The sequence below is a fragment of the Streptomyces zaomyceticus genome, assembly GCF_014656215.1.
Lineage (GTDB): Bacteria > Actinomycetota > Actinomycetes > Streptomycetales > Streptomycetaceae > Streptomyces > Streptomyces zaomyceticus.
The window spans coordinates 32452-52598 of the sequence record NZ_BNBZ01000014.1; the positions used below are offsets into that span (position 1 = coordinate 32452).

The 20147-nt window shown below is 72.6% G+C and carries 20 protein-coding genes and 1 riboswitch; of the genes, 11 read left to right on the forward strand and 9 right to left on the reverse strand.

What is annotated here, in order from left to right:
- Positions 1 to 2 precede the first annotated feature (2 nt).
- The gene (locus IE311_RS19355) at positions 3 to 2321 is read right to left on the reverse strand and encodes an MMPL family transporter (protein WP_189832984.1); all 2319 of its coding nucleotides are present in this window, start codon (positions 2319 to 2321) and stop codon (positions 3 to 5) included.
- A 159-nt stretch (positions 2322 to 2480) separates the two neighbouring features.
- Positions 2481 to 3410, reverse strand: coding sequence for an RNA polymerase sigma factor SigJ (gene sigJ, locus IE311_RS19360; RefSeq protein WP_189832985.1), 930 nt, complete (start codon positions 3408 to 3410; stop codon positions 2481 to 2483).
- Positions 3411 to 3558: 148 nt separating this feature from the next.
- On the opposite strand from sigJ, the gene IE311_RS19365 reads away from it, so the two are divergent.
- From IE311_RS19365 to IE311_RS19395, 7 genes are all read left to right on the forward strand, one after another.
- A complete protein-coding gene (locus IE311_RS19365; protein ID WP_373313902.1) occupies positions 3559 to 4050 on the forward strand; it encodes a hypothetical protein in 492 nt (163 codons plus the stop codon).
- Positions 4051 to 4115: 65 nt separating this feature from the next.
- On the forward strand, positions 4116 to 4526 hold the full coding sequence (locus IE311_RS19370) for a VOC family protein (protein ID WP_189832986.1): 411 nt from the start codon (positions 4116 to 4118) through the stop codon (positions 4524 to 4526).
- Between the two features lie 31 nt (positions 4527 to 4557).
- Positions 4558 to 5004 carry a helix-turn-helix transcriptional regulator gene (locus IE311_RS19375; RefSeq protein ID WP_229902019.1) on the forward strand — a complete coding sequence of 149 codons (447 nt, stop codon included), beginning with the start codon at positions 4558 to 4560 and terminating at the stop codon, positions 5002 to 5004.
- 5 nt (positions 5005 to 5009) lie between these two features.
- Positions 5010 to 5636, forward strand: a complete 627-nt coding sequence (locus IE311_RS19380; protein WP_189832988.1) for a VOC family protein — start codon at positions 5010 to 5012, stop codon at positions 5634 to 5636.
- Positions 5637 to 5826: 190 nt separating this feature from the next.
- The gene (locus IE311_RS19385; protein ID WP_189832989.1) at positions 5827 to 6321 is read left to right on the forward strand and encodes an iron chaperone; all 495 of its coding nucleotides are present in this window, start codon (positions 5827 to 5829) and stop codon (positions 6319 to 6321) included.
- Between the two features lie 392 nt (positions 6322 to 6713).
- Positions 6714 to 6917 carry a cold-shock protein gene (locus IE311_RS19390; protein ID WP_055598357.1) on the forward strand — a complete coding sequence of 68 codons (204 nt, stop codon included), beginning with the start codon at positions 6714 to 6716 and terminating at the stop codon, positions 6915 to 6917.
- Between the two features lie 172 nt (positions 6918 to 7089).
- Positions 7090 to 7377, forward strand: a complete 288-nt coding sequence (locus tag IE311_RS19395; protein ID WP_189832990.1) for an SCO5918 family protein — start codon at positions 7090 to 7092, stop codon at positions 7375 to 7377.
- 132 nt (positions 7378 to 7509) lie between these two features.
- On the opposite strand, the gene IE311_RS19400 is transcribed toward IE311_RS19395, so the two are convergent.
- Together IE311_RS19400 and IE311_RS19405 are read right to left on the reverse strand one after the other, a co-directional pair.
- Positions 7510 to 7869 carry a hypothetical protein gene (locus IE311_RS19400; RefSeq protein WP_189832991.1) on the reverse strand — a complete coding sequence of 120 codons (360 nt, stop codon included), beginning with the start codon at positions 7867 to 7869 and terminating at the stop codon, positions 7510 to 7512.
- A gap of 123 nt (positions 7870 to 7992) precedes the next feature.
- Positions 7993 to 8595: an MBL fold metallo-hydrolase gene (locus tag IE311_RS19405; RefSeq protein WP_189832992.1), complete on the reverse strand. Its 603-nt coding sequence runs from the start codon at positions 8593 to 8595 to the stop codon at positions 7993 to 7995.
- 215 nt (positions 8596 to 8810) lie between these two features.
- Between IE311_RS19405 and IE311_RS19410 the strand changes: the two genes are divergently transcribed.
- Positions 8811 to 9773, forward strand: coding sequence for a GlxA family transcriptional regulator (locus IE311_RS19410; RefSeq protein ID WP_189832993.1), 963 nt, complete (start codon positions 8811 to 8813; stop codon positions 9771 to 9773).
- A gap of 60 nt (positions 9774 to 9833) precedes the next feature.
- Complete coding sequence (locus IE311_RS19415; protein ID WP_189832994.1) at positions 9834 to 10793, forward strand: D-2-hydroxyacid dehydrogenase family protein; 960 nt, start codon at positions 9834 to 9836, stop codon at positions 10791 to 10793.
- A gap of 104 nt (positions 10794 to 10897) precedes the next feature.
- Here the strand turns inward: IE311_RS19415 and IE311_RS19420 are convergent, their stop codons facing one another.
- The 4 genes from IE311_RS19420 to IE311_RS19435 all read right to left on the reverse strand — a co-directional run bounded on the left by IE311_RS19420 (position 10898) and on the right by IE311_RS19435 (position 13963).
- Positions 10898 to 11254, reverse strand: coding sequence for a GntR family transcriptional regulator (locus IE311_RS19420; RefSeq protein WP_189832995.1), 357 nt, complete (start codon positions 11252 to 11254; stop codon positions 10898 to 10900).
- 2 nt (positions 11255 to 11256) lie between these two features.
- A complete protein-coding gene (locus IE311_RS19425) occupies positions 11257 to 12219 on the reverse strand; it encodes a hypothetical protein (protein WP_189832996.1) in 963 nt (320 codons plus the stop codon).
- Positions 12220 to 12500: 281 nt separating this feature from the next.
- Positions 12501 to 13376: an alpha/beta fold hydrolase gene (locus IE311_RS19430; protein ID WP_189832997.1), complete on the reverse strand. Its 876-nt coding sequence runs from the start codon at positions 13374 to 13376 to the stop codon at positions 12501 to 12503.
- Positions 13377 to 13519: 143 nt separating this feature from the next.
- The gene (locus tag IE311_RS19435; protein ID WP_229902020.1) at positions 13520 to 13963 is read right to left on the reverse strand and encodes a MarR family winged helix-turn-helix transcriptional regulator; all 444 of its coding nucleotides are present in this window, start codon (positions 13961 to 13963) and stop codon (positions 13520 to 13522) included.
- Between the two features lie 92 nt (positions 13964 to 14055).
- Here IE311_RS19435 and IE311_RS19440 point away from each other — a divergent pair, with 92 nt between their 5' ends.
- Both IE311_RS19440 and IE311_RS19445 read left to right on the forward strand, forming a co-directional pair.
- Positions 14056 to 14403: a DoxX family protein gene (locus tag IE311_RS19440; protein ID WP_189832999.1), complete on the forward strand. Its 348-nt coding sequence runs from the start codon at positions 14056 to 14058 to the stop codon at positions 14401 to 14403.
- Between the two features lie 111 nt (positions 14404 to 14514).
- On the forward strand, positions 14515 to 16284 hold the full coding sequence (locus IE311_RS19445) for an ABC-F family ATP-binding cassette domain-containing protein (protein ID WP_409351070.1): 1770 nt from the start codon (positions 14515 to 14517) through the stop codon (positions 16282 to 16284).
- Here the strand turns inward: IE311_RS19445 and cobN are convergent.
- Positions 16281 to 19910: a cobaltochelatase subunit CobN gene (cobN, locus tag IE311_RS19450; RefSeq protein WP_189833001.1), complete on the reverse strand. Its 3630-nt coding sequence runs from the start codon at positions 19908 to 19910 to the stop codon at positions 16281 to 16283. The two genes, IE311_RS19445 and cobN, sit on opposite strands and share 4 nt — an antisense overlap.
- Before the next feature lie 36 nt (positions 19911 to 19946).
- A riboswitch (cobalamin riboswitch) is annotated at positions 19947 to 20104 on the reverse strand.
- Between the last annotated feature and the right edge of the window lie 43 nt (positions 20105 to 20147).

Sequence of the window (20147 nt, forward strand, 5' to 3'; positions counted from 1 at the left end):
CGTCAGACTACGTTCCGGGGCGACCGGACCGAACGGCCGCGGGGGGCGGACGTCTCGGGCGCGGGCGCGGACGCGATCCCCGGCCCGGGCACGGGCGCGGGCGGGGGCACGGGCGTGGGCCGGCGGGGCCACCAGGCCCGTTCGCCGAGGAGCAGCAGGATCGACGGCAGGATCATCAGCCTGATGACCACGGCGTCCAGCAGGACCGCCACCGCCAGGCACAGGCCCATCTGCTTCATCTCGGTCAGGTGCAGGAAGACGAAGGCCGCGAACACCGTGACCATCACCGTCGCCGCGCTCGTCACCACCTTGGCCGACCGGCCGATGCCCTCGAGCACCGCCGCGCGGGCGGGCATCCCGTCGTCCATCGCCTCCTTGATCCGGCTGACCACGAACACCTGGTAGTCCATCGACAGTCCGAAGAGGATCACGAAGAGGAAGAGCGGTACGCGTGAGGCGATCGCGCCGAGGGAGGTGAAGTCCAGCAGGTTCTCCGCCCAGGTTCCCTGGAAGACCAGGACCAGGACGCCGAGCGCGGCGGCGGCGGAGAGCACGTTGAGGAGGACGGTGATCAGGGCGATCACCACCGAACGGAAGGCCCACATGGTCATCACGAAGGTCAGCAGCAGCAACAACCCGATGACCAGCGGCAGCTTGCCGCTCTCGTGCGCGACGTAGTCCTGGCCGCGCGCCACGTCACCGCTCACCGCCGTCTCCACTCCGGCCGTCGCGCCGACCGCGGCGGGCAGGTGCACCCGGCGGAGGTGGTCGAGCGACTCGATCGCCCGGTCGGAGGGCGCGGGGTACGGGACGGCCAGTTCGAGCACGCTGATCCGGCCGTCGGCCGACGTGCGTACGGTCGGCGCGGCGTTCCGGGCGAACAGCGGGTCGCCCTGGGCCCGCCTGCCCAGTTCCAGCAGCGCCTGCCTGACCTGCGGGGCCCGGTCGGGGGCGGAGCGGGCGACGACCTCGTGCTTGACGAGGAGTTCGGGGAACTTCGCGGTCAGCCGGTCGTAGACCCGCATGGCCGGGATGTCGCGGGAGAAGGTGTCCTTGCCCGGGTCGATGAGCTTCATACCGAGCACGGGCGCGGCCAGGCCGAGCATGAGCAGGACGGATACGCACAGGGTGGTCGCGGGGCGGCGGCGTGCGGGGCGCAGCAGGGCGGCGAACACCTTCCCGTTCTCCGGCTTCGCCGCCTTCGCCGCCTCAGCTGTCTTCACCGGCTTCGTACGGTCCGGCTCGCCGCTGCCCGCCGGGCGCGCGCCCCTCTCTGCGCTACGGCGGGCGGCCCTGCGGGCGGCCCGGCGGTCGGTACGGTGGCCGATCTTCACGAGCAGCGCGGGAAGCACGGTGAGAGAGCTGGCCACGGCGACCGCCACGACGAGGATCGTGCCCGTCGCCAAGGAGGAGAAGATGACGTCCGTGGCCAGGTAGAGCGTCGCGGTGGAGACGATCACGGCCAGGCCGGAGACCACGATGGCCCGCCCGGCCGTGGCGGCCGCGAGCTCGACCAGGGCCTCCGGACCGAGCCGGCCTTCGGCCCGGGCCCGTTCCTCGCGTTCGCGCTTGAGATAGAAGAGCGTGTAGTCGACGCCCACGGCGAGGCCGATGAGCAGGATCATGTTGGTGCCGACCCCGGCGTCGGGGAGGACGTGGGAGGCAAGCATGGAAAGGCCGACGGCGGCGGCGATCGAGGAGAGCGCCAGCAGCAGCGGGACACCGGCCATGACCACCGAGCCGAAGACGATCAGCAGGATGACGAGGGTGACCGGCAGGGTGATGCGTTCCGAGAGCGCCAGGTCGTCGTCGCGCTGATCGTTGACGCCCTTGCTGATGGCGGGCGAGCCGGTCTCCTCCACGACCAGGTCCGGGTGGCCGGCGGCCACCTTCGCCGTCTGTTCGAGGAGCGGGACGACGTTCTTCCTGCCCTCCAGCTCGGCGCCCTTCAGGACGACGGTCACGCGCAGGGTGCTGCCGTCCCGGGAGCGGACCGGGGCCGCCACGCTGTCCACCTCGGGCAGCCGGGTCATCCGGTCCGTGAGCTCACGGACCGCTGTACCGGCCGCTTCCGTGTCCAGCGGTCCGGACTTCGAGGAGATCAGGACGTGTTCGGTGGGCCGGCGCTGGAGACCGCCCTCGGTCGCCATCGACTCGGCGTGCCCCGCCTCCCCGACCCAGAAGTCCTTGGTGGTCGCCTCCTCGGTGCCCGTCGCGATCCCGGCGCCGAGACACAGGACGACGAACACGAACCAGCCGATGACGGCACTCCACGGGTGCCGGGCGCTCCAACGGGCCATACGCACAGGGCGATTTCTCATGGCTCAGATGCTCGTCCGCGGGGCGGTCGTCCCGGCAGCCTCGACCGGTTGAACCCGGTGTCCACCGGTCGGTGGACACGGACCCGCGTGGAGTCGGCTCCCGACGTCAGTCCGCCGTCCGGTCACGCGGGCCCACCCGTCGGCCCCTGCCGGGTCAGGTCAGGGGGTCCACGGCCCGAGCTTCTCCGGGTTGCGTACGGCCCAGATGTGGGTGATCCGGTCGTCCGCGAGGGCGAAGGCCGCCACCGTCACGGTGGTGCCGCCGCGTTGGGCCACCAGGCCGGGGCGGCCGTTGACCGAGCGCAGCAGGAGCGTCATGCCGGGGGCCATGTCGCCGATCGCGGCGATGTAGCGGGCGATCTCCCCGGCGCCGGTGATTGGGCGGAGCGTCGCGCCGACCATGCCGCCGCCGTCGGCGATCATCGTGGCGTCGGGGTTGAGCAGGCCGACCAGCGCGGCGATGTCCTGGGCCTCCCACGCCTGCTTGAAGTCCTTGATGACACGGGCCTGGAGGCCGGTCGGCGTCTCGGGCGGGCGGGCCGCACGGACCCGGCGGCGGGCCGAGGACGCGAGCTGCCGGCAGGCCGCGGGGGTGCGGCCGACGATGGTGGCCAGTTCGGTGAAGGGGTACCGGAAGACGTCGTGCAGGATGAACGCGACCCGTTCGGCCGGCGTCATGGATTCGAGGACGACGAGGAAGGCCATGTCGACCGACTCGTCCAGGGTGATCCGGTCCGCGGGGTCGGTCCCGCCGTCCCCCGCCCGTCCGTTGATCCACTCCGTGGTGTCGGGCAGCGGCTCCGGCACCCATTCGCCCACATAGCGCTCACGCCGTGCCCGTGCCGAGCCGAGGACGTCGAGGCAGATCCGGCCGACCACCGTCGTCAGCCAGGCGCCGGGCGACTCGACGGCCTCCCGCTGCGGGCCGGACATCGCGTACCAGCGGGCGAAGGCCTCCTGAACGGCGTCCTCGGCCTCCGCCAGGGAGCCGAGCAGCCGGTAGGCGACATTGATCAACTGCCGGTACTCGCCCTCGGGTCGGACGGGTACGGGCGTGAGCCCGGGTTCCGGTTCCGTACGCCTGCTCATGGTGGTGGCCCCCTTCGTCGGATCCGTTCGCGCCACGGCCGATGAGACGCGCGTCACCCCGCGTCCTCGCCATGTCGCCTCACATTCTCGGGGGCTGCGTCGTCGGGCTGTCGAGAGAGTGACCGGCACCGGAAGGACGGGGATCATCATGACCACGCGGACGACGGCGGAGACAGCGGGTTCGGGTTCGGGTTCGGCGGCAGGGTCGGCGTCGTCGGAGGCCTTGGGGTCGGCCGCGCCGCGCGGAGGCCGGCTCACGGCGTTCGTGCGCGTCTCGATCGCCCTGCAGACCGTGGCCATCTTCTTCCAGGCGGTGACGTCGGGCATCGCGATGTCCGCGCCGTACGGGGAGGTGCTGCACAGCGCCGGGGCCCGCGGCATGTACGCCGCGTCGATGCTCTACGTGCTCGCCGCGGTCCTGGCGTGGCGACCCGGCGGCGGCTCGGCCCGCCCGATTCTCTACTCGACCGGGTTCCTGCTCCTCGCCTCACTGCAAGTGGTCCTGGGCATCGCCCATGTGATGGGCGTTCATCTTCCGCTGGGCGTTTTGATGTTCGGTCTGAGCCTGCTCGATCTGGGCCGGGTGGCTTTCGGGCGCCCGCGTCCGGTGAATGCGGGGCACGCCGCCTCCCTTTCCTGAGACATCGGCCGGGATTCGTCAGGAATCGAGAAGCCGCGGCCCTCGCGCCCAACTAGCTTGTGGGCATGGACATCACCATTCACACCACCGTGCTGCCGCACGACGACCCCGACGCCTCGCTCGCCTTCTACCGCGACGCCCTCGGCTTCGAGGTGCGCAGCGACGTCGGGCAGGGCAGGACCCGGTGGATCACCGTCGGGCCCGTCGGGCAGCCCGGTACGTCGATCCTGCTCGCGCCGCCCGGGGCCGACCCGGGGATCACCGAGGCCGAGCGGCGCACCATCGCCGAGATGATGGCCAAGGGCACCTACGGCTGGATCCTGCTCGCCACCCCCGACCTCGACGGCACCTTCGAGAAGGTGCAGGCCAGGGACGTCGAGGTGGTCCAGGAGCCGACCGAGCAGCCGTACGGCGTGCGGGACTGCGCCTTCCGCGACCCCGCGGGCAACCTCGTCCGCTTTCAGGAGCTTCGCTGAAAGGATTCCCCTCATGTGTCATCCTGCCTGGATGAGCGCACTGACCGAGGCGCAGCGCCTGAGTGATCTGGCGCGGTTGCGCCGCGTTCGCGACCGGATCGACCGGGAGTACGCGCAACCGCTCGACGTCGAGGCACTCGCCCGCGGCGTGAACATGTCGGCCGGGCACCTCAGCCGCCAGTTCAAGCAGGCGTACGGCGAGGCCCCGTACTCGTATCTCATGACGCGCCGCATCGAGCGTGCCATGGCCCTGCTCCAGCAGGGCGAGCTCAGCGTCACCGACGTCTGCTTCACGGTCGGCTGCTCCTCGCTCGGCACCTTCAGCACCCGCTTCACCGAGCTCGTCGGCGTCGCTCCCAGCGTCTACAAACGCCAGGTCGCGGACGGCGAGGCCGGCCTGCCGTCGTGCGTGGCGAAGCAGGTCACCCGACCGGTCAGGAATCGAGAAGCACCGGTCGCCGCCCCACAACTAGCGTGAAGCGCATGAACTCCATCGCTTCCGTCACCCTCGAGGTGGCCGACCTCCCGGCCGCCGACCGCTTCTACACCGCCTCCGGGCTCGGCGCCCATGTGGACCTGCGGGGCACGGACGCGCCGAGCACCGGTTTCCGCGGGTTCTCGCTCTCGCTCACGGTCTCCCAGCCCGCCGATGTCCGGCACGTCGTCGACGCCGCCCTCGCGGCCGGCGCCACCTCGCTCAAGCCCGCCACCAAGTCCTTCTGGGGCTACGGCGGCGTGTTCCGTGCGCCGGACGGGACGGTCTGGAAGGTCGCGACGTCGGCGAAGAAGGACACCGGCCCGGCCACCGGCCGCATCGACGCGTTCGTGCTCCTGCTGGGAGCCACGGACGTGGCCGAGACCAGGAAGTTCTACGTCGAGCAGGGCCTCACCGTCGCGAAGAGCTTCGGCCGCAAGTACGTCGAGTTCGCCGCCGGGGAGAGCCCCGTCAAGCTCGCCCTGTACGGGCGCCGCGCCCTCGCGAAGGACGTCGGCGTCCCCGTGGACGGCGAGGGGTCCCACCGGATCGTGCTGGGCGGTGCCGGCACCGGCGCCTTCACCGACCCGGACGGGTTCGCCTGGGAGTCCGCCTCCGTGTCCGCCGCTTCCTGAACCTCGGACGGCACGGCCGCGCGAGCGGCCCCGTAGGCGCAACCCCCTGAGAAACCCTCTGAGTTCCCCCTGAGTTCCCCCCTGAGTTCCCCCCTGAGTTCCCCCCCCTGATGAGCCCCCCCGGCTGATTTCCTGGTCATTCCCGTGCGCAGCAGCCCTTTTCACCCCGTTTCGTGAGAGGAACACCGTCATGTCGAGCACCCGTTCGTCCGCCAGGAGCACCACCGCCGACGGCAGCGCGAAGAGCGAGAAGTACGACGGTTTCACCGAGGAGGAGCGGGACGCGATGAAGGAGCGCGCCACGGAGCTCAAGGCGACCGCGCGCCGCGGTGCGCGGTCGGCCAAGCCCGACGGGGAGAGCGAGGTGCGCGCGAAGATCGCCGAGATGCCGGACGCCGACCGGGTCCTCGCCGAGCGGGTCCACGAGATCGTGGCGGCGAACGCGCCGGAACTCGCGCCGAAGCTCTGGTACGGCATGCCCGCGTACGCCAGGGCCGGCAAGGTCGTCTGTTTCTTCCAGAGCGCGCAGAAGTTCAAGTCCCGATACGCCACGCTCGGCTTCAGCGACCTGGCGCGGCTCGACGACGGCACCATGTGGGCGACCAGCTACGCCCTGACCGAGCTCACCGCCGCCGACGAGGCCCGGATCGCGGAGCTCGTCGCGAAGGCCGCCGCCGCCGGCTGACACGGCCGGCCCCGCCCCGTACGGGACCTCCGCCGACGAGGCCGCACACCCCGACCGGCACCCGCGCGGCCCGGGTGCCGTCGGGGGCCTCGGGAGGGGAAATTTCCGGGGGCACAGCTCGAGAAATTCGAAGCGACGCCCGGTGAAAAATTTGTCATGTAAACACACGGGATGGCCCCCGACGAAATCTTCACCCCGCACGTTCCGCGCCATCGTGCTACTGTCGATATCAGTTGCAGTTGTGGGTCCCGAACGTACGAGTGCCCTTCCGGTTTTCCGGCTGTGGGCACCCTTTTTCATTTCCGGGCTTTTTTCCGGGCGGGGCGATCATCGCAGCGAGACGGAGCACACGCCTTGTGAGCTCCGAGCACTGCCCCGAAGGAGAATTTGGCATGGCGACTGGCACCGTGAAGTGGTTCAACTCGGAAAAGGGCTTCGGCTTCATCGAGCAGGACGGCGGCGGCCCCGACGTCTTCGCCCACTACTCGAACATCGCCTCCTCCGGCTTCCGTGAGCTGCAGGAAGGCCAGAAGGTCAGCTTCGACATCGCGCAGGGCCAGAAGGGCCCGACCGCCGAGAACATCGTCCCCGCCTGACACCAGGCGCTGACGCGTAGCACAAGCTGACGAGCTGAGGCCCGCACCTTTGGGGTGCGGGCCTCAGCTCTTTGCACCTGTCAGTACCCTCGGTACCTCCCGGTACCTCTCATCGGCTGCGGGAATTTCCTGGCCGGGCCCCTCATTGGACTACTTCTCCGCAGGAGTCACCATGCGCTGTGTCATCGCCCGCTTCCCCTTCGAACTCACCAAAGCCGGCGTGATCGAGTCGATGAAGGGCATCAAGCCCGAGCCGGCCGTCGGCGACGTCGTCGTCATCGGACGCCGCCAGTACCCCGTGAAGCAGGTCGGCGAGGTCGTCACCCGTCAGGACCGCAGGGACTTCAGCGTCGGTGAGGTCGTACGCGCCATGACCAAGCTCGGCTTCACCTGTCTCACCGTCTCGGCCGAGGAGCAGGCTCCGGCCCCCGAATCGCCTTCCGACCTGCTGGGCTTCTGAGCCTGCGGCCCCTGAGGGCCTCCGGGCTCCGGGCCCACGGGCTTCGGCCTCCGGGCTTCCCGGCTGTTCGACCTTCCGGCCTTGTGACCGGTCCCGGCCGCTCGGGGGCGCGCGCCGGGCCCGGCGCGCCGGTCAATGGTCGAAGTAGCTGAAGTCGCCCACCGTCCAGGCGCTGACGTCGGCGAGGGCGACCCGGTACATCCCGCCGGTCTCCGGGATGCCCACCGTGCCCTGGAGGATCCGGGCGAGGTGGAAGTGCAGGTGGGTGGGTGGCGTCTCCTTCCGTTCGGAGGGGCTGAAGATGCCGGAGAACTCGCCCAGCCGGGCCGAGTCCGTCAGGACCTCCGACACACGCTGTCTCCACAGGGCTTCCGGGGCCAGCCGACCGGTGAGGACCGCACCCCCCACGACCACCGTCAGGGACATCTGATTGCTCTGCCCGGACTCCACCGTGGCGGCAATGTCAACGAGCAGCTCGTCAGGCTTCGACATGGAAGTCAATTCTAGGCGGCGCCCCCGCTCGCGGCGGTCCCCCGGCGGCCATCTGTCCGGCAGCCGCCTCTCCCCTGTCCCGGCCCGGGACCCCCGTACCCGGGCCGGAAACCCCCGTACCCGCTAGATCGGCGCCGTGTCGTCCGCCGGGAACGCCGGGCCGTGGCCCGGGACGATCACGTCGGCCGCGGCGAGGACGCGGAGGCGCGAGTCCTTCAGGACCGTGTGGTCCGGGGCCACCGGGTCCTCCACGGGGCCGTTCGGCCGCCACCAGAGGTCACCGACGAAGGCGACGACGCCCGTGTCGGTGCCCGCGAGGAGGGTGATGTCCTCGGGGCTGTGGCCGGGGGTACGGATCAGCCGCAGGGACGGAGCCAGCTCGTGGCCCTCGGCGTCGCGGTCGGTCCACTGGTCGTTCTCGTAGATCGCCTTGTGGTCGTGGACACGGGCCCGGCCGAAGAGGCCGACGTTCATGGTGTTGTCGGGGTGGTGGTGGCTGAGCACCACGTCGGTGATGTCGTCCGGGCCGAGGCCCAGTTCGGCGAGCGGACCGAGGATCCGGTCGCGGCTCGCCACCATGCCGGGGTCGACGATCACATGCCGGTCGCCGTCCCGCACGTAGGAGACGGTGGCGGCGACCCCGGGGCCGGTGGAGAGCGTGTAGCCGGTGGTCAGGATCGTGTACGTGGCGGTGCGGGCGCTCGGTGCGTCGTCGTGGTGTGTCATGCCCCCAAGTCTTCTGCGCGGCGGGGATCTTCACGAGTGGCCGTGCTGCCACTGATCGCGTGAATCGTGCCATCGCGGCCACCCCGTCCCGGCCCGGCAGGTCCCGTCCCGGCCCGGCAGGTCCCGGCCCACCCCGGCAGTTCCCGGCCCACCCCGTCCCGACCCGGCCCGGCCGCCGTGGGCCCCGCCCCCGGGCCACGTGCCAGACTCGCCCCATGCCGCCCTTCGTCACCGTCGCCGCCTATGCCCCGCACGGGGTCGGGATGCTCGGCGCCGGGATCGTCTCCGAGGTGTTCGACGCGCGCGGCGGAGGGCTGCCGCTCTTCGACTTCGCGCTCTGCACCGACCGGCCTGGCAACGTCCGCACCGACGTCGGGCTGCCCCTCGTGGTCGAGCACGGTCTCGACCGGCTGGCCTCGGCCGACCTGGTGATCGCCCTGCCCTGGGCGGAGTTCCGCACGCCGCCGGTTCCCGCCGTGCTCGACGCGCTGGCCGCCGCGCACGCGCGCGGGGCGCTCGTCGCGGCCCACTGCGTCGGCGCGTTCGCGCTCGCCGCGGCCGGGCTGCTCGACGGGCGGCGCGCCACCACCCACTGGCGGTTCGCCGGGCTCCTGGCCGAACGCCACCCGGACGTCACCGTCGAACCCGACGCCCTCTACATCGACGAAGGACCCGTCGTCACGGGCGCGGGCGCCGCCGCCGGCTTCGACCTCTGCCTGCACCTCCTGCGCCGGGAGTACGGGGCCACCACGGCCAACGCCATCGCCCGGGACCTGGTGCTCCCCTCCCACCGCGACGGCGGCCAGGCCCAGTACCTCGCGACGCCCGTACCCGAGGACAGCCGGGACGAACGGCTCACCGATGTCCTCGCCTGGGCCCGGGAGCACCTCCACGAGCCGCTTCCCGTCGCGGAGTTGGCCCGCAGGGCACTGATGAGCCGGCGTTCGTTCGCGCGCCGGTTCGCCGCCTCCACGGGCACCACCCCGCACGCCTGGCTCCTCTCGCTGCGCCTCGGCCGGGCCGAGGAGCTCCTGGAGACCACGGACCTCCCGGTCGAGGAGATCGCCCGCGCGGTCGGCTTCGGAAGCGCGGCGGTGCTGCGCGCCCAGTTCGTCCGCCGCCGGGGCGTCCCGCCCCGGTCGTACCGCCGTTCCTTCACCCGTACCCCCACCGCCTGAGACGGCCCCGGGGCGCGGGCACCCTGGGCAGGGCGTCGGGGTGTGCGCGATCATGCCGTCATGAAGCTGCGCTGCGCCGTCCTCGACGACTATCAGGGCGCTGCCCTGACCTCCGCCGACTGGAGCCCGCTCGCCGACCGCGTCGACGTACGCGTCCTGCGCGAGCACCTCACCGACCGGGACGCGCTCGTCACCGCCGTCGAGGACTGCGAGATCCTCGTCGTCATGCGGGAACGGACCCCCGTCGACGCCGGTCTCCTGGCCCGGCTTCCCCGGCTCCGGCTCCTGATCACCTCCGGGATGCGCAACGCCTCCGTCGACGTCGCCGCCGCACGCGCCCGCGGTGTCACCGTCTGCGGTACGGCCAGCAGCTCCGAGCCGCCCACCGAACTCACCTGGGCGCTCCTCCTCGGCCTCGCCCGCCATGTACCGGCCGAGGCCCGGTCCCTGCGGGAGGGCGGGCCCTGGCAGTCCACCGTCGGCGCCGACCTGGCCGGCCGGACCCTGGGACTCGTCGGTCTCGGCAAGATCGGCGCCCGGGTGGCCCGGATCGGTCTCGCCTTCGGCATGGACGTCCTGGCCTGGAGTCCGAACCTGACGGAGGAGCGGGCGGCCGAGCACGGCGTACGGCTCGCGAAGAACAGGCGGGAGCTGTTCGCGGACAGCGACTTCGTCTCGCTCCACATGGTGCTGTCGGACCGGACCCGGGGCCTGGTCGGGGAGCCCGAGCTGCGGGCGATGCGGCCCCACGCGTACCTCGTCAACACCTCACGGGCGGGGCTCGTGGACGGTGCGGCGCTGCTGCGGGCGCTGGGCGAGGGGTGGATCGCGGGGGCGGGTCTCGATGTCTTCGAGACCGAGCCGCTGCCCGCGGACGACCCGCTGCGGTCCCTGCCGAACGTGCTCGCGCTGCCGCACCTGGGCTATGTGACGGAGGGGAACTACGGGCGCTACTTCGGGCAGGCGGTCGAGGACATCGAGGCCTTCCTGGCGGGGGCTCCGGTACGCGAGCTGGGCTGATCCCCCGGCTCCCCGGCCGTACGGGATCCGACGGCGAGCCCGGCCCGTGGCCGTGACGGATCCCGGCGCCGATCCGGCCCGGGCGGCTCGGCGCCTCCCTCGTCTCAGCCCAGACTCGTCCGTGCCAGTTCCACGAACTCCTCGTCGGTCAGACCGAGTTCGCGGGCGTCCGCCGCCGCCTCCCGGAGCCGGGAGACCAGGCGGGCGCGGTCGGGGGCGGTGGCGCCGGGGACGATGAGGGCGCCCCGGCCGCGGCGGAGTTCGATCAGGCCCTCCTCGCGCAGCCGCTGGTAGCCGCGGAGGACGGTGTGGACGTTGACGCCGAGGGAGTCGGCGAGTTCCCTGGCGGCCGGGAGACGCTCGCCCGGCGCGGCGGAACCGTCGGCGAGGGCGGCACGGACACAGGCGGCGATCTGGTCGCCGAGGGGCACGGCGGAGGCCGGGTCGACACGGAAGAGCACGGTCAGACCTTCCCATGCCGCTCGGCGAGCGTGTTGAGAAGGGCGGCGGCGGTGCGCGCGTCGGGCACGGTGACCGCGAACTCGCGCCCGCTGTCCCGCTGTACGACGAGGGTCTCGCCGGAGTGGAGCACGACGCCCGTCCGGTGCGCCCTGACCCGGTAGCCCCAGCCGCCGAAGTCGGCGAGCACGGCGGCGGTGTCGAGCTCCCGCACGCTCGCGCCCGCGACCTCGTCGAGCGGGACCCTGACACGGGGCCGGGGGACGAGCGCGGGGCGGACGGTGACACCGCGCCGGTCGACGGTGACCCTGACCCGGGAGAGGGCCAGCCCCGGCACCCCGACGACCAGGCCGAGCAGTGCGAGCAGGGAGCCGGGCCAGGGGGCGAGGAGCAGGCCGGCGGGGACGGCGGCGAGGGCGAGGACCGCGAGGACGGTCAGCGGCCGGGAGGCGGTGGCACGGGACCAGCCGGCGACCTCGCTCGCGCCGAGCGCGAGGCGGGGACCGTCGGCCGTGGCGGACGGCCCCGCGGGGTCGCCCTCGGGGACGAGCCGGGTCAGGCCCAGGCCCACGAGGGCGAGTGCGGCGGCGACCGCCGCGGCGAGCGCCAGGTTGCCGAGCGGCGAGACGACACCGGCCGGGTCGACGGCGTCCAGGTTGTCCCGTACGAGGAGGACGAGCAGCGTTCCGGCGAAGCCGGCGGTCGCCCAGGCGCCCCACAGGGCGGTACGGCGGACGAGGACCGTCCAGCCGGTGCCGAGTCCGAGGAGCAGGGCGGCGCTGAGGGCGAGGAACGCGGTGCGGCCGGTGAAGCCGTCGGCGCGCGCTCCGTCGGCGCCGCCGAAGTGGGTGGCGAGGGTGTCGGGGATCCGGTCGTCCCAGAGCGCGAGCAGCACCAGGTAGGTGGTGAGCGTGAGGACGAACGGGAGCGCGGCGAGGACGCGGAGACGGGTCGTGGCACGGTTCATGGAGACCTCCCTTGTTCGCATCAGGATAGAACAAATTGTTCGCACTTCGCTAGAACAACTCGCCTTTCTGACGGAGTCGAGTGCGGGAGTGACGTCCCCGACTCGCGTCCCCGACTCGCGGTCGATCCGCGGAACCCGGCCGGACCCGGACCCGGGGACGAGCCTGGAAACGGGCCTGGATACGGCGACGCGGCGGCGGCCATGAAGGCCGCCGCCGCGAAGACCGCCGGGGCGATGGACGCCGGGCGAGGGACGCCGCCGCGAGGAACCGATCGTCCGGGTCAGCCCCGGCCGTCCTCCAGGACGGCACGCAGCGCCTCGGCGAACTCCGCCGGGGCGCCCTGCTGGCCGAACTCACCGCCCAGGAAGCCCCCGTGGTGGCTCGGGAAGACGGCGAGCGGGGTGCCGAGCCCCTCGGCGACAGCGACCGCCGCGCGGGCGGCGAAGGTGTCCTCGGACTCCTTGCCCGCGGCGACGACGATCCGGGTCGGCGCGGCGCGCAGGGCGGTGAAGTCGGGGCGGTAGGAGGTGCAGCCGCGCATGTTCTGGCCGAGCAGCGGGTCGCCGCGCGAGCCGTCGTCCTCGGTGGGCAGGCCGAACGCGGCCGGGGAAGGGGCGGGCTCCTCGGCCCAGTTCGCCGGGAAGGGGCCCTTCCGGCTCGTCACCGCGAGGAACTTCGCCATCCCGGGCCCCCAGCCCTCCCGCAGATAGGTCGCCTGGACGTCCGCGCAGACCGCGAGGGCGGCCTCCCGGTCCGGGAGGACCTGGGCCGTCGGGGGCTCGTGCGCGACGAGGGTGTGGACCAGGTCGCCGCGCCGGGCCACCAGGGCGAGGGCGTTGACGGCCCCGCCGCTGCTCGCGAAGACGTCCACCGGGCCGGCACCGAGCGCCTCGATCAGCCGGGCCAGGTCGTCGGCGTGCTCCTCGGGGAGCGACTCCGCGGCGCCGTCGGTGCGCTCACTGCGGGACACCCCGCGCGGGTCGTACGTCACGACGGTGCGGTCGGCGAAGTGCGTGGCGAGTGTGGTGAAGCCGGAGGCGTCCATGGGGGAGCCGATCAGCAGCAGGGGACGCTCGTCGGTTCCGGTGCCGGGGCGCACGTCGTAGCGCAGGGTCGCGCCGGCGGTGTCCAGGGTCCGGGTGTCGGTCTCGGCCATGATGCTCTCCTCGGTGGTGGGCCAGTCATCCGAGTAGACCCCCGGCCCCACCGGAACTCATCGGTCACACGCCCGCCGGACGCGACATTCCCACCCGGCCCTGCCGCCCGGCGTCGAACGGCTTCATTCGGCGTCGAACGGCGTCATTCGGCGGCGCAGTCGTGGTCGGCGGCGTCCACGACGACCCGGTCCAGCAGACCGCGCAGGAGAACCTGTTCGGCCTCGGTGAGGTCGCCGAAGAGCTCGCGCTCGGCGGCGGTCACCGCCGTGTCGACCCGCTCCAGGGCGGCCGCGCCCCGCTCCGTGATCTCCACGATGTGGCGGCGGCGGTCGGCGGGGTCGCGGCGGCGTTCGGCGAGCCCTTCCGCTTCCAACTCGTTGAGAACCGCGACAAGTTGACTGGGATCGATCTCCATCGCGGCGGCCAGTTCCCGCTGACTCATGGCCCCGGGGGCGAGCTGCATCAGCGTCATCGCGTTCCTGGGGTGCAGTCCGGCGACCCCCAGGGCGGCGCGGATGCGCGCACCGGTGAGCTCCCCGCGGAAGGAGAGGAGGAAGCCGAGGCGGTCGGTCGGGAGAGCTGCCATGTCATCCACCGTAGCAGCGGCCCTATTGTGGAACCAGATAAATCGTTGATACAGTTCAACGATTGTTGCTGTCGGATCATTGGAGCTGTTCCATGTTCATCGGTTACGTCGTCGTCGCGGTGCTGCTCGCCTTCGCGCTCTCCGCCTCCGCGTTCCTGACCTTCACCCGCAACCCCCAGATCGTCGGCAGCATGACCAAGCTGAACGTGCCGGAGTCGTGGCTGCCGCGGCTGGCGGGCCTGAAGGCGGCGGGCGCGCTCGGCCTGCTCGCCGGCCTGGCCGTGCCGGCGCTCGGCGGGGCTGCGGCGGTCGGTGTGGTCCTCTACTTCGTCGGCGCCCTGATCGCGCACCTGAGAGCGAAGGACCACGAGGTGGCGCCGGTCGTGGTCCTCACCCTGCTCGCGATGGCCGCGCTGGTGCTGCGGACGGTTTCCGCCTGACCCCGAGCCGCACGGCCATCCCGACGAGACGGAACGTCTTGCGGAGGAGGCGGCCCTGTCGTACAGTCGACGAAGCGAGACGAGACGTCTCGTATTGAAGATGGATCGTCCTTGTCGTCGACGTATCGGAGGTCACCCTTGTTCCGTGCCCAACTCACCGATGTCAGCAAGCGCTACGACGCCTACGTCCACGAGCGGAGCGGCATCCACCACCGGACCGTGCTCGACCGGGTCTCCCTCGGCGTCCGCCCCGGTGAACGCCTCGGCGTCGTCGGTGACAACGGCTCCGGGAAGTCCACCCTCCTCCGGCTCCTCGCCGGCCTGGACACCCCCGACATCGGCACGGTGACCGTCGACGCCCCCGGCGGTGTCGGCCACCTCGCCCAAACCCTGGACCTTCCCCCGACCGCCACCGTCGGCGACGCCGTCGACCACGCGCTCGCGGAGATACGGGAGCTGGAGAGGGCGATCCGGGCGGCCGAGTCGGCCCTCGCCGTGACCGGTGACCTCGCCGGATACGCGGAGCTGCTCGCCCGGTACGAGGCACGGGGCGGCGCCGGGGCCGACCGGCGGGTCGAGACCACGCTCCGCAGGCTCGGCGAACCCGGCCCGCTGGACCGGGCCCGCCCCCTGGGCACCCTCTCCGGCGGACAGCGGTCCCGGCTCGCCCTCGCCGCCGTCCTGGCGGCCGAGCCCGAACTGCTGCTGCTCGACGAGCCGACCAACGACCTCGACGACGAGGCCGTGGCCTGGCTGGAGGAGCGGCTGCGCGCCCACCGGGGCACGGTCGTCGCCGTCTCCCACGACCGGGTGTTCCTCGACCGGGTCGCCACCGCCGTCCTGGAGGTCGACGAGGACCGCCACATCGTCCGCCGGTACGGCAACGGCTACGCCGGCTACCTCGCCGGACGCGCCGCCGAACGGGCCCGCCGGCAGCGGGAGTACGAGGAATGGAAGGAGGAACTCGCCCGGTACCGGTCCCTCGCGGACACGAACATCGACCGTTTCTCGGCCATCCCGCGCAAGGCGCCGGCGGCGTTCAGCGGGGCGGGCGCCTTCCGGGCCCGGTCACGGGCGCACGGCGCGATGAGCCGTATCCGGGCCGCCCGCGAGCGGCTCGCCCGGCTCACCGCCGAACCGGTGCCCGCGCCCCAGCGGCCCCTCAGGTTCCACGCGGACCTCACGAGGCTCACGGCGGTCACCACGAACGCCACGGACGCCACGGACACCACGGACACCACGGACGCCACGATCACCACGGACGCCATGCACACCGAGGCCGTCATCGAGCCGGCCCTGCTCACGGGGCCCGGCCGCCGGGGCCCGGCCGTCGATCTCGCCGGTGTGCGCGTGGACGGCAGGCTCCACCTCGACGGGCTCCGGCTCGACGCGGGCGAACGGCTCCTGGTCACCGGCCCGAACGGCGCCGGGAAGAGCACCCTCCTGAAGGTGCTCGCGGGCGAACTCGCCCCGGACGCGGGCACGGTGAAGGTGTCCGCGCGAACCGGACTGCTCCGTCAGGAGACGACCCCGCCCACCGACCCCCGTACGGTGGGCGAGGCCTTCGGAGCGGACCGCACGGACGAACTGCTCACCCTCGGTCTCTTCTCCGCCGGGGACCTGACGACCCCGGTCCGGTTTCTGTCGACAGGACAGCGCCGGAAACTCGAACTGGCGCGGCTCGTCACCGAGCCGGCCGATCTGCTCCTCCTCGACGAACCGACCAACCATCTGGCCCCGGCGCTCGTGGAGGAGATCGAGGCCGCGCTCGCGTCGTACCCGGGCACGCTGATCGTGGTCACCCACGACCGGCGGCTCAGGGAGGGCTTCCGGGGCCGCCGCCTGGAACTGGCACCGGCCCCCGCCCTGGTGGGAACTTAGTCCTCGTCCGAGGAGCCGGCGGAGTCCGCGGCGCCTTCGAGGTCTCCCTCGGTGTCCAGGAAGACCTGGCGCAGCGCGGCGAGCGTCTCCGGGTCCGGCTTCTCCCACATGCCGCGCGACTCGGCTTCGAGGAGCCGCTCCGCGATGCCGTGCAGCGCCCACGGGTTGGCCTCCTTCAGGAAGGCCTGGTTCTCCGGGTCGAGGACGTACTCCTGGGTGAGCTTGTCGTACATCCAGTCGGCGACCACGCCCGTCGTGGCGTCGTAGCCGAAGAGGTAGTCGACCGTCGCCGCCAGCTCGAACGCGCCCTTGTAGCCGTGGCGACGCATCGCCTCGATCCAGCGCGGGTTGACCACACGGGCCCGGAAGACCCGGGAGGTCTCCTCGACGAGGGTGCGGGTGCGGACCGTCTCGGGGCGGGTGGAGTCGCCGATGTACGCCTCGGGGGCCGTGCCCTTGAGCGCGCGGACGGTCGCCACCATGCCGCCGTGGTACTGGAAGTAGTCGTCGGAGTCGGCGATGTCGTGCTCGCGGGTGTCGGTGTTCTTCGCGGCCACCGCAATCCGCTTGTACGCCGTCTCCATCTCGGCGCGCGCCGGGCGGCCTTCGAGCCCTCGCCCGTAGGCGTACCCGCCCCACACCGTGTACACCTCGGCGAGGTCCGCGTCGGTGCGCCAGTCGCGCGAGTCGATCAGCTGGAGGATGCCCGCGCCGTACGTGCCCGGCCGGGAGCCGAAGATACGGGTCGTGGCGCGCCGCTCGTCGCCGTGCTCGGCGAGGTCGGCCTGCGCGTGCGCCCGGACGTAGTTGTCCTCGGCCGACTCTCCCTCCAGGCCGGCGACCAGCCGGACGGCGTCGTCGAGGAGCCCGATGACGTGCGGGAACGCGTCGCGGAAGAAGCCCGAGATGCGGAGGGTGACGTCGACGCGGGGGCGGCCGAGCTCGGCGAGCGGGATCGGCTCCAGGCCGTTCACCCGGCGCGAGGCCTCGTCCCACAGGGGGCGGACGCCGAGCAGGGCGAGCGCCTCGGCGACGTCGTCGCCGGCGGTGCGCATCGCGCTGGTCCCCCACAGGGAGAGGCCCACGGACGTCGGCCATTCGCCGTTGTCGGTGCGGTAGCGCGTCAGGAGGGAGTCGGCGAGCGCCTGCCCGGTCTCCCAGGCGAGCCGGGACGGCACGGCCTTCGGGTCGACCGAGTAGAAGTTCCGGCCGGTCGGCAGGACGTTGACGAGGCCGCGCAGCGGCGAGCCGGAGGGGCCGGCCGGGACGAAGCCGCCGTTCAGGGCGTGCACGGCGTGGGCGAGTTCGTCGGTGGTGGCGGCCAGGCGCGGCACGACCTGCTCGCAGGCGAAGCGGAGGACGGCGTGCACCTCGGAGCCGTACGCGGCGGCGACCGCCGGGATCGCGTCCACGGACCAGTCCGCCGCCTCCATGCCCTCGACGAGCTCGCGGGCCTTCGCCTCCGCCTCGTCGGCGGTGGTGCGGGTCGCGGCCGACTCGTCGAGACCGAGGGCCTCGCGCAGACCGGGCAGCGCCTGCGTACCGCCCCAGATCTGGCGGGCGCGCAGGATCGAGAGGACCAGGTTGACCCGGGCCTCGCCCTCCGGGGCGCCGCCGAGGACGTGCAGACCGTCGCGGATCTGGGCGTCCTTGACCTCGCACAGCCAGCCGTCGACGTGCAGCAGGAAGTCGTCGAAGCCGTCGTCCTCGGGGCGTTGCTGGAGACCGAGGTCGTGGTCGAGCTTGGCGGCCTGGATCAGCGTCCAGATCTGGGCGCGGATCGCGGGCAGCTTCGCCGGGTCCATGGAGGAGATCTGCGCGTACTCGTCGAGCAGCTGCTCCAGGCGCGCGATGTCGCCGTAGGAGTCGGCGCGGGCCATCGGCGGCACCAGGTGGTCGACGAGCGTGGCGTGCACGCGCCGCTTGGCCTGGGTGCCCTCGCCCGGGTCGTTGACGAGGAACGGGTAGATCAGCGGGATGTCGCCGAGCGCGGCGTCGGGGCCGCAGGCGGCGGACAGGCCGGCGTTCTTGCCGGGCAGCCACTCCAGGTTGCCGTGCTTGCCCAGGTGGACCATGGCGTCGGCGCCGAAGCCGCCGTCCTCGGCGCGGGCGGCGATCCAGCGGTAGGCGGCCAGGTAGTGGTGGGACGGCGGGAGATCGGGGTCGTGGTAGATCGCGATCGGGTTCTCGCCGAAGCCGCGCGGCGGCTGGATGAGGATCAGCAGGTTCCCGCGGCGGAGGGCCGCGAGGACGATGTCGCCTTCCGGGTTGCGCGAGCGGTCGAGGAACATCTCGCCGGGCGCCGGGCCCCAGTGCTCCTCGACGTGGGTCCGCAGCTCCTCGGGGAGCGTCGCGTACCAGCGCTTGTAGTCGGCGGCCGGGATGCGGACCGGGTTCCTGGCGAGCTGCTCCTCCGTCAGCCAGTCCTGGTCGTGGCCGCCGGCCTCGATGAGGGCGTAGATCAGCTCGTCGCCGTCGCCGGAGACCAGACCGGGGAGGTCCGCCTCGGGCCCGAAGTCGTACCCCTCGGCGATCAGCCGGCGCAGCAGGGAGACGGCGGAGGCCGGGGTGTCCAGGCCGACGGCGTTGCCGATGCGGGAGTGCTTCGTGGGGTACGCGGAGAGGACGAGCGCCAGCTTCTTGTCGGCGTTCGGGATGTGGCGGAGCCGGGCGTGCCGGACGGCGATCCCGGCGACGCGGGCGGCGCGCTCGGCGTCGGCGACGTACGCGGGCAGACCGTCCTCGTCGATCTCCTTGAAGGAGAACGGGACGGTGATCAGACGGCCGTCGAACTCGGGCACGGCGACCTGGCTGGCGGCGTCCAGCGGGGAGAGGCCCTCGTCGTTCTCCTCCCAGGCGGCGCGCGAGCCGGTCAGGCAGAGCGCCTGGAGGATCGGCACGTCGAGGGCGGCGAGCGCGCCCGCGTCCCAGGCCTCCTCGTCACCGCCGGCCTGCGCCTCCGCGGGTTTGGTGCCGCCCGCGGCGAGGACGGTGGTGACGATCGCGTCGGCGGTGCGGAGCCGGTCGAGGAGTTCCGGTTCGGGTGCGCGCAGGGAGGCCACGTACAGCGGGAGGGCCTGCGCGCCGGTGTCCTCGATCGCCGAGCAGAGGGTGTCGACGAAGCCGGTGTTCCCGCTCATGTGGTGGGCGCGGTAGTAGAGCACGGCGACGGTCGGGCCGGCGGTCGTGCGGGCGGTGCGCTCCAGCGGGCCCCAGGTGGGGGCGGCGGCCGGGGCCTCGAAGCCGTGACCGGTGAGCAGGACGGTGTCGGAGAGGAAGCGGGCGAGCTGCTCCAGGTTCCCGGGGCCGCCGTGCGCGAGGTAGGCGTGCGCCTCGGTGGCGACGCCGATGGGGACGGTGGACGCCTCCATCAGCTGTGCGTCGGGGGCCTGTTCGCCGCTGAGGACGACCACCGGCTTTCCGGCGGCACGGACCGCGTCGAGGCCCTCCTCCCAGGAGCGGAGCCCGCCGAGGAGACGGACGACGACGAGCTCGGCGCCGTCCAGGAGGCCGGGGAGTTCGGCGAGGGGGAGACGGGCGGGGTTGGCGAAGCGGTACTCCACCGGGCCGCCGGCCGCGCGGGCGCTGAGCAGGTCGGTGTCGGAGTGCGACAGCAGCAGAAGCATGGCGAGCGCAGGCCTTCCTCGGGGTTGTCCGCGCCCCGGGTGGTCGTATGGATGGCGGGAGTTCCTGACTCACCCGTTCCGGTTCGCGCCTAGGCACGTCCGGTACGGGCTCACAGTGGCGGGACCGCGCCGGATTCTCACCGGGCTTCCTCCCCGGGGTCCTGGGACCCCATGCCGTCTGCATAGTAGATCGTGCGGTCGGCGGGCCGGGAGGAGCCGGGGAGTCGGCCGGATCAC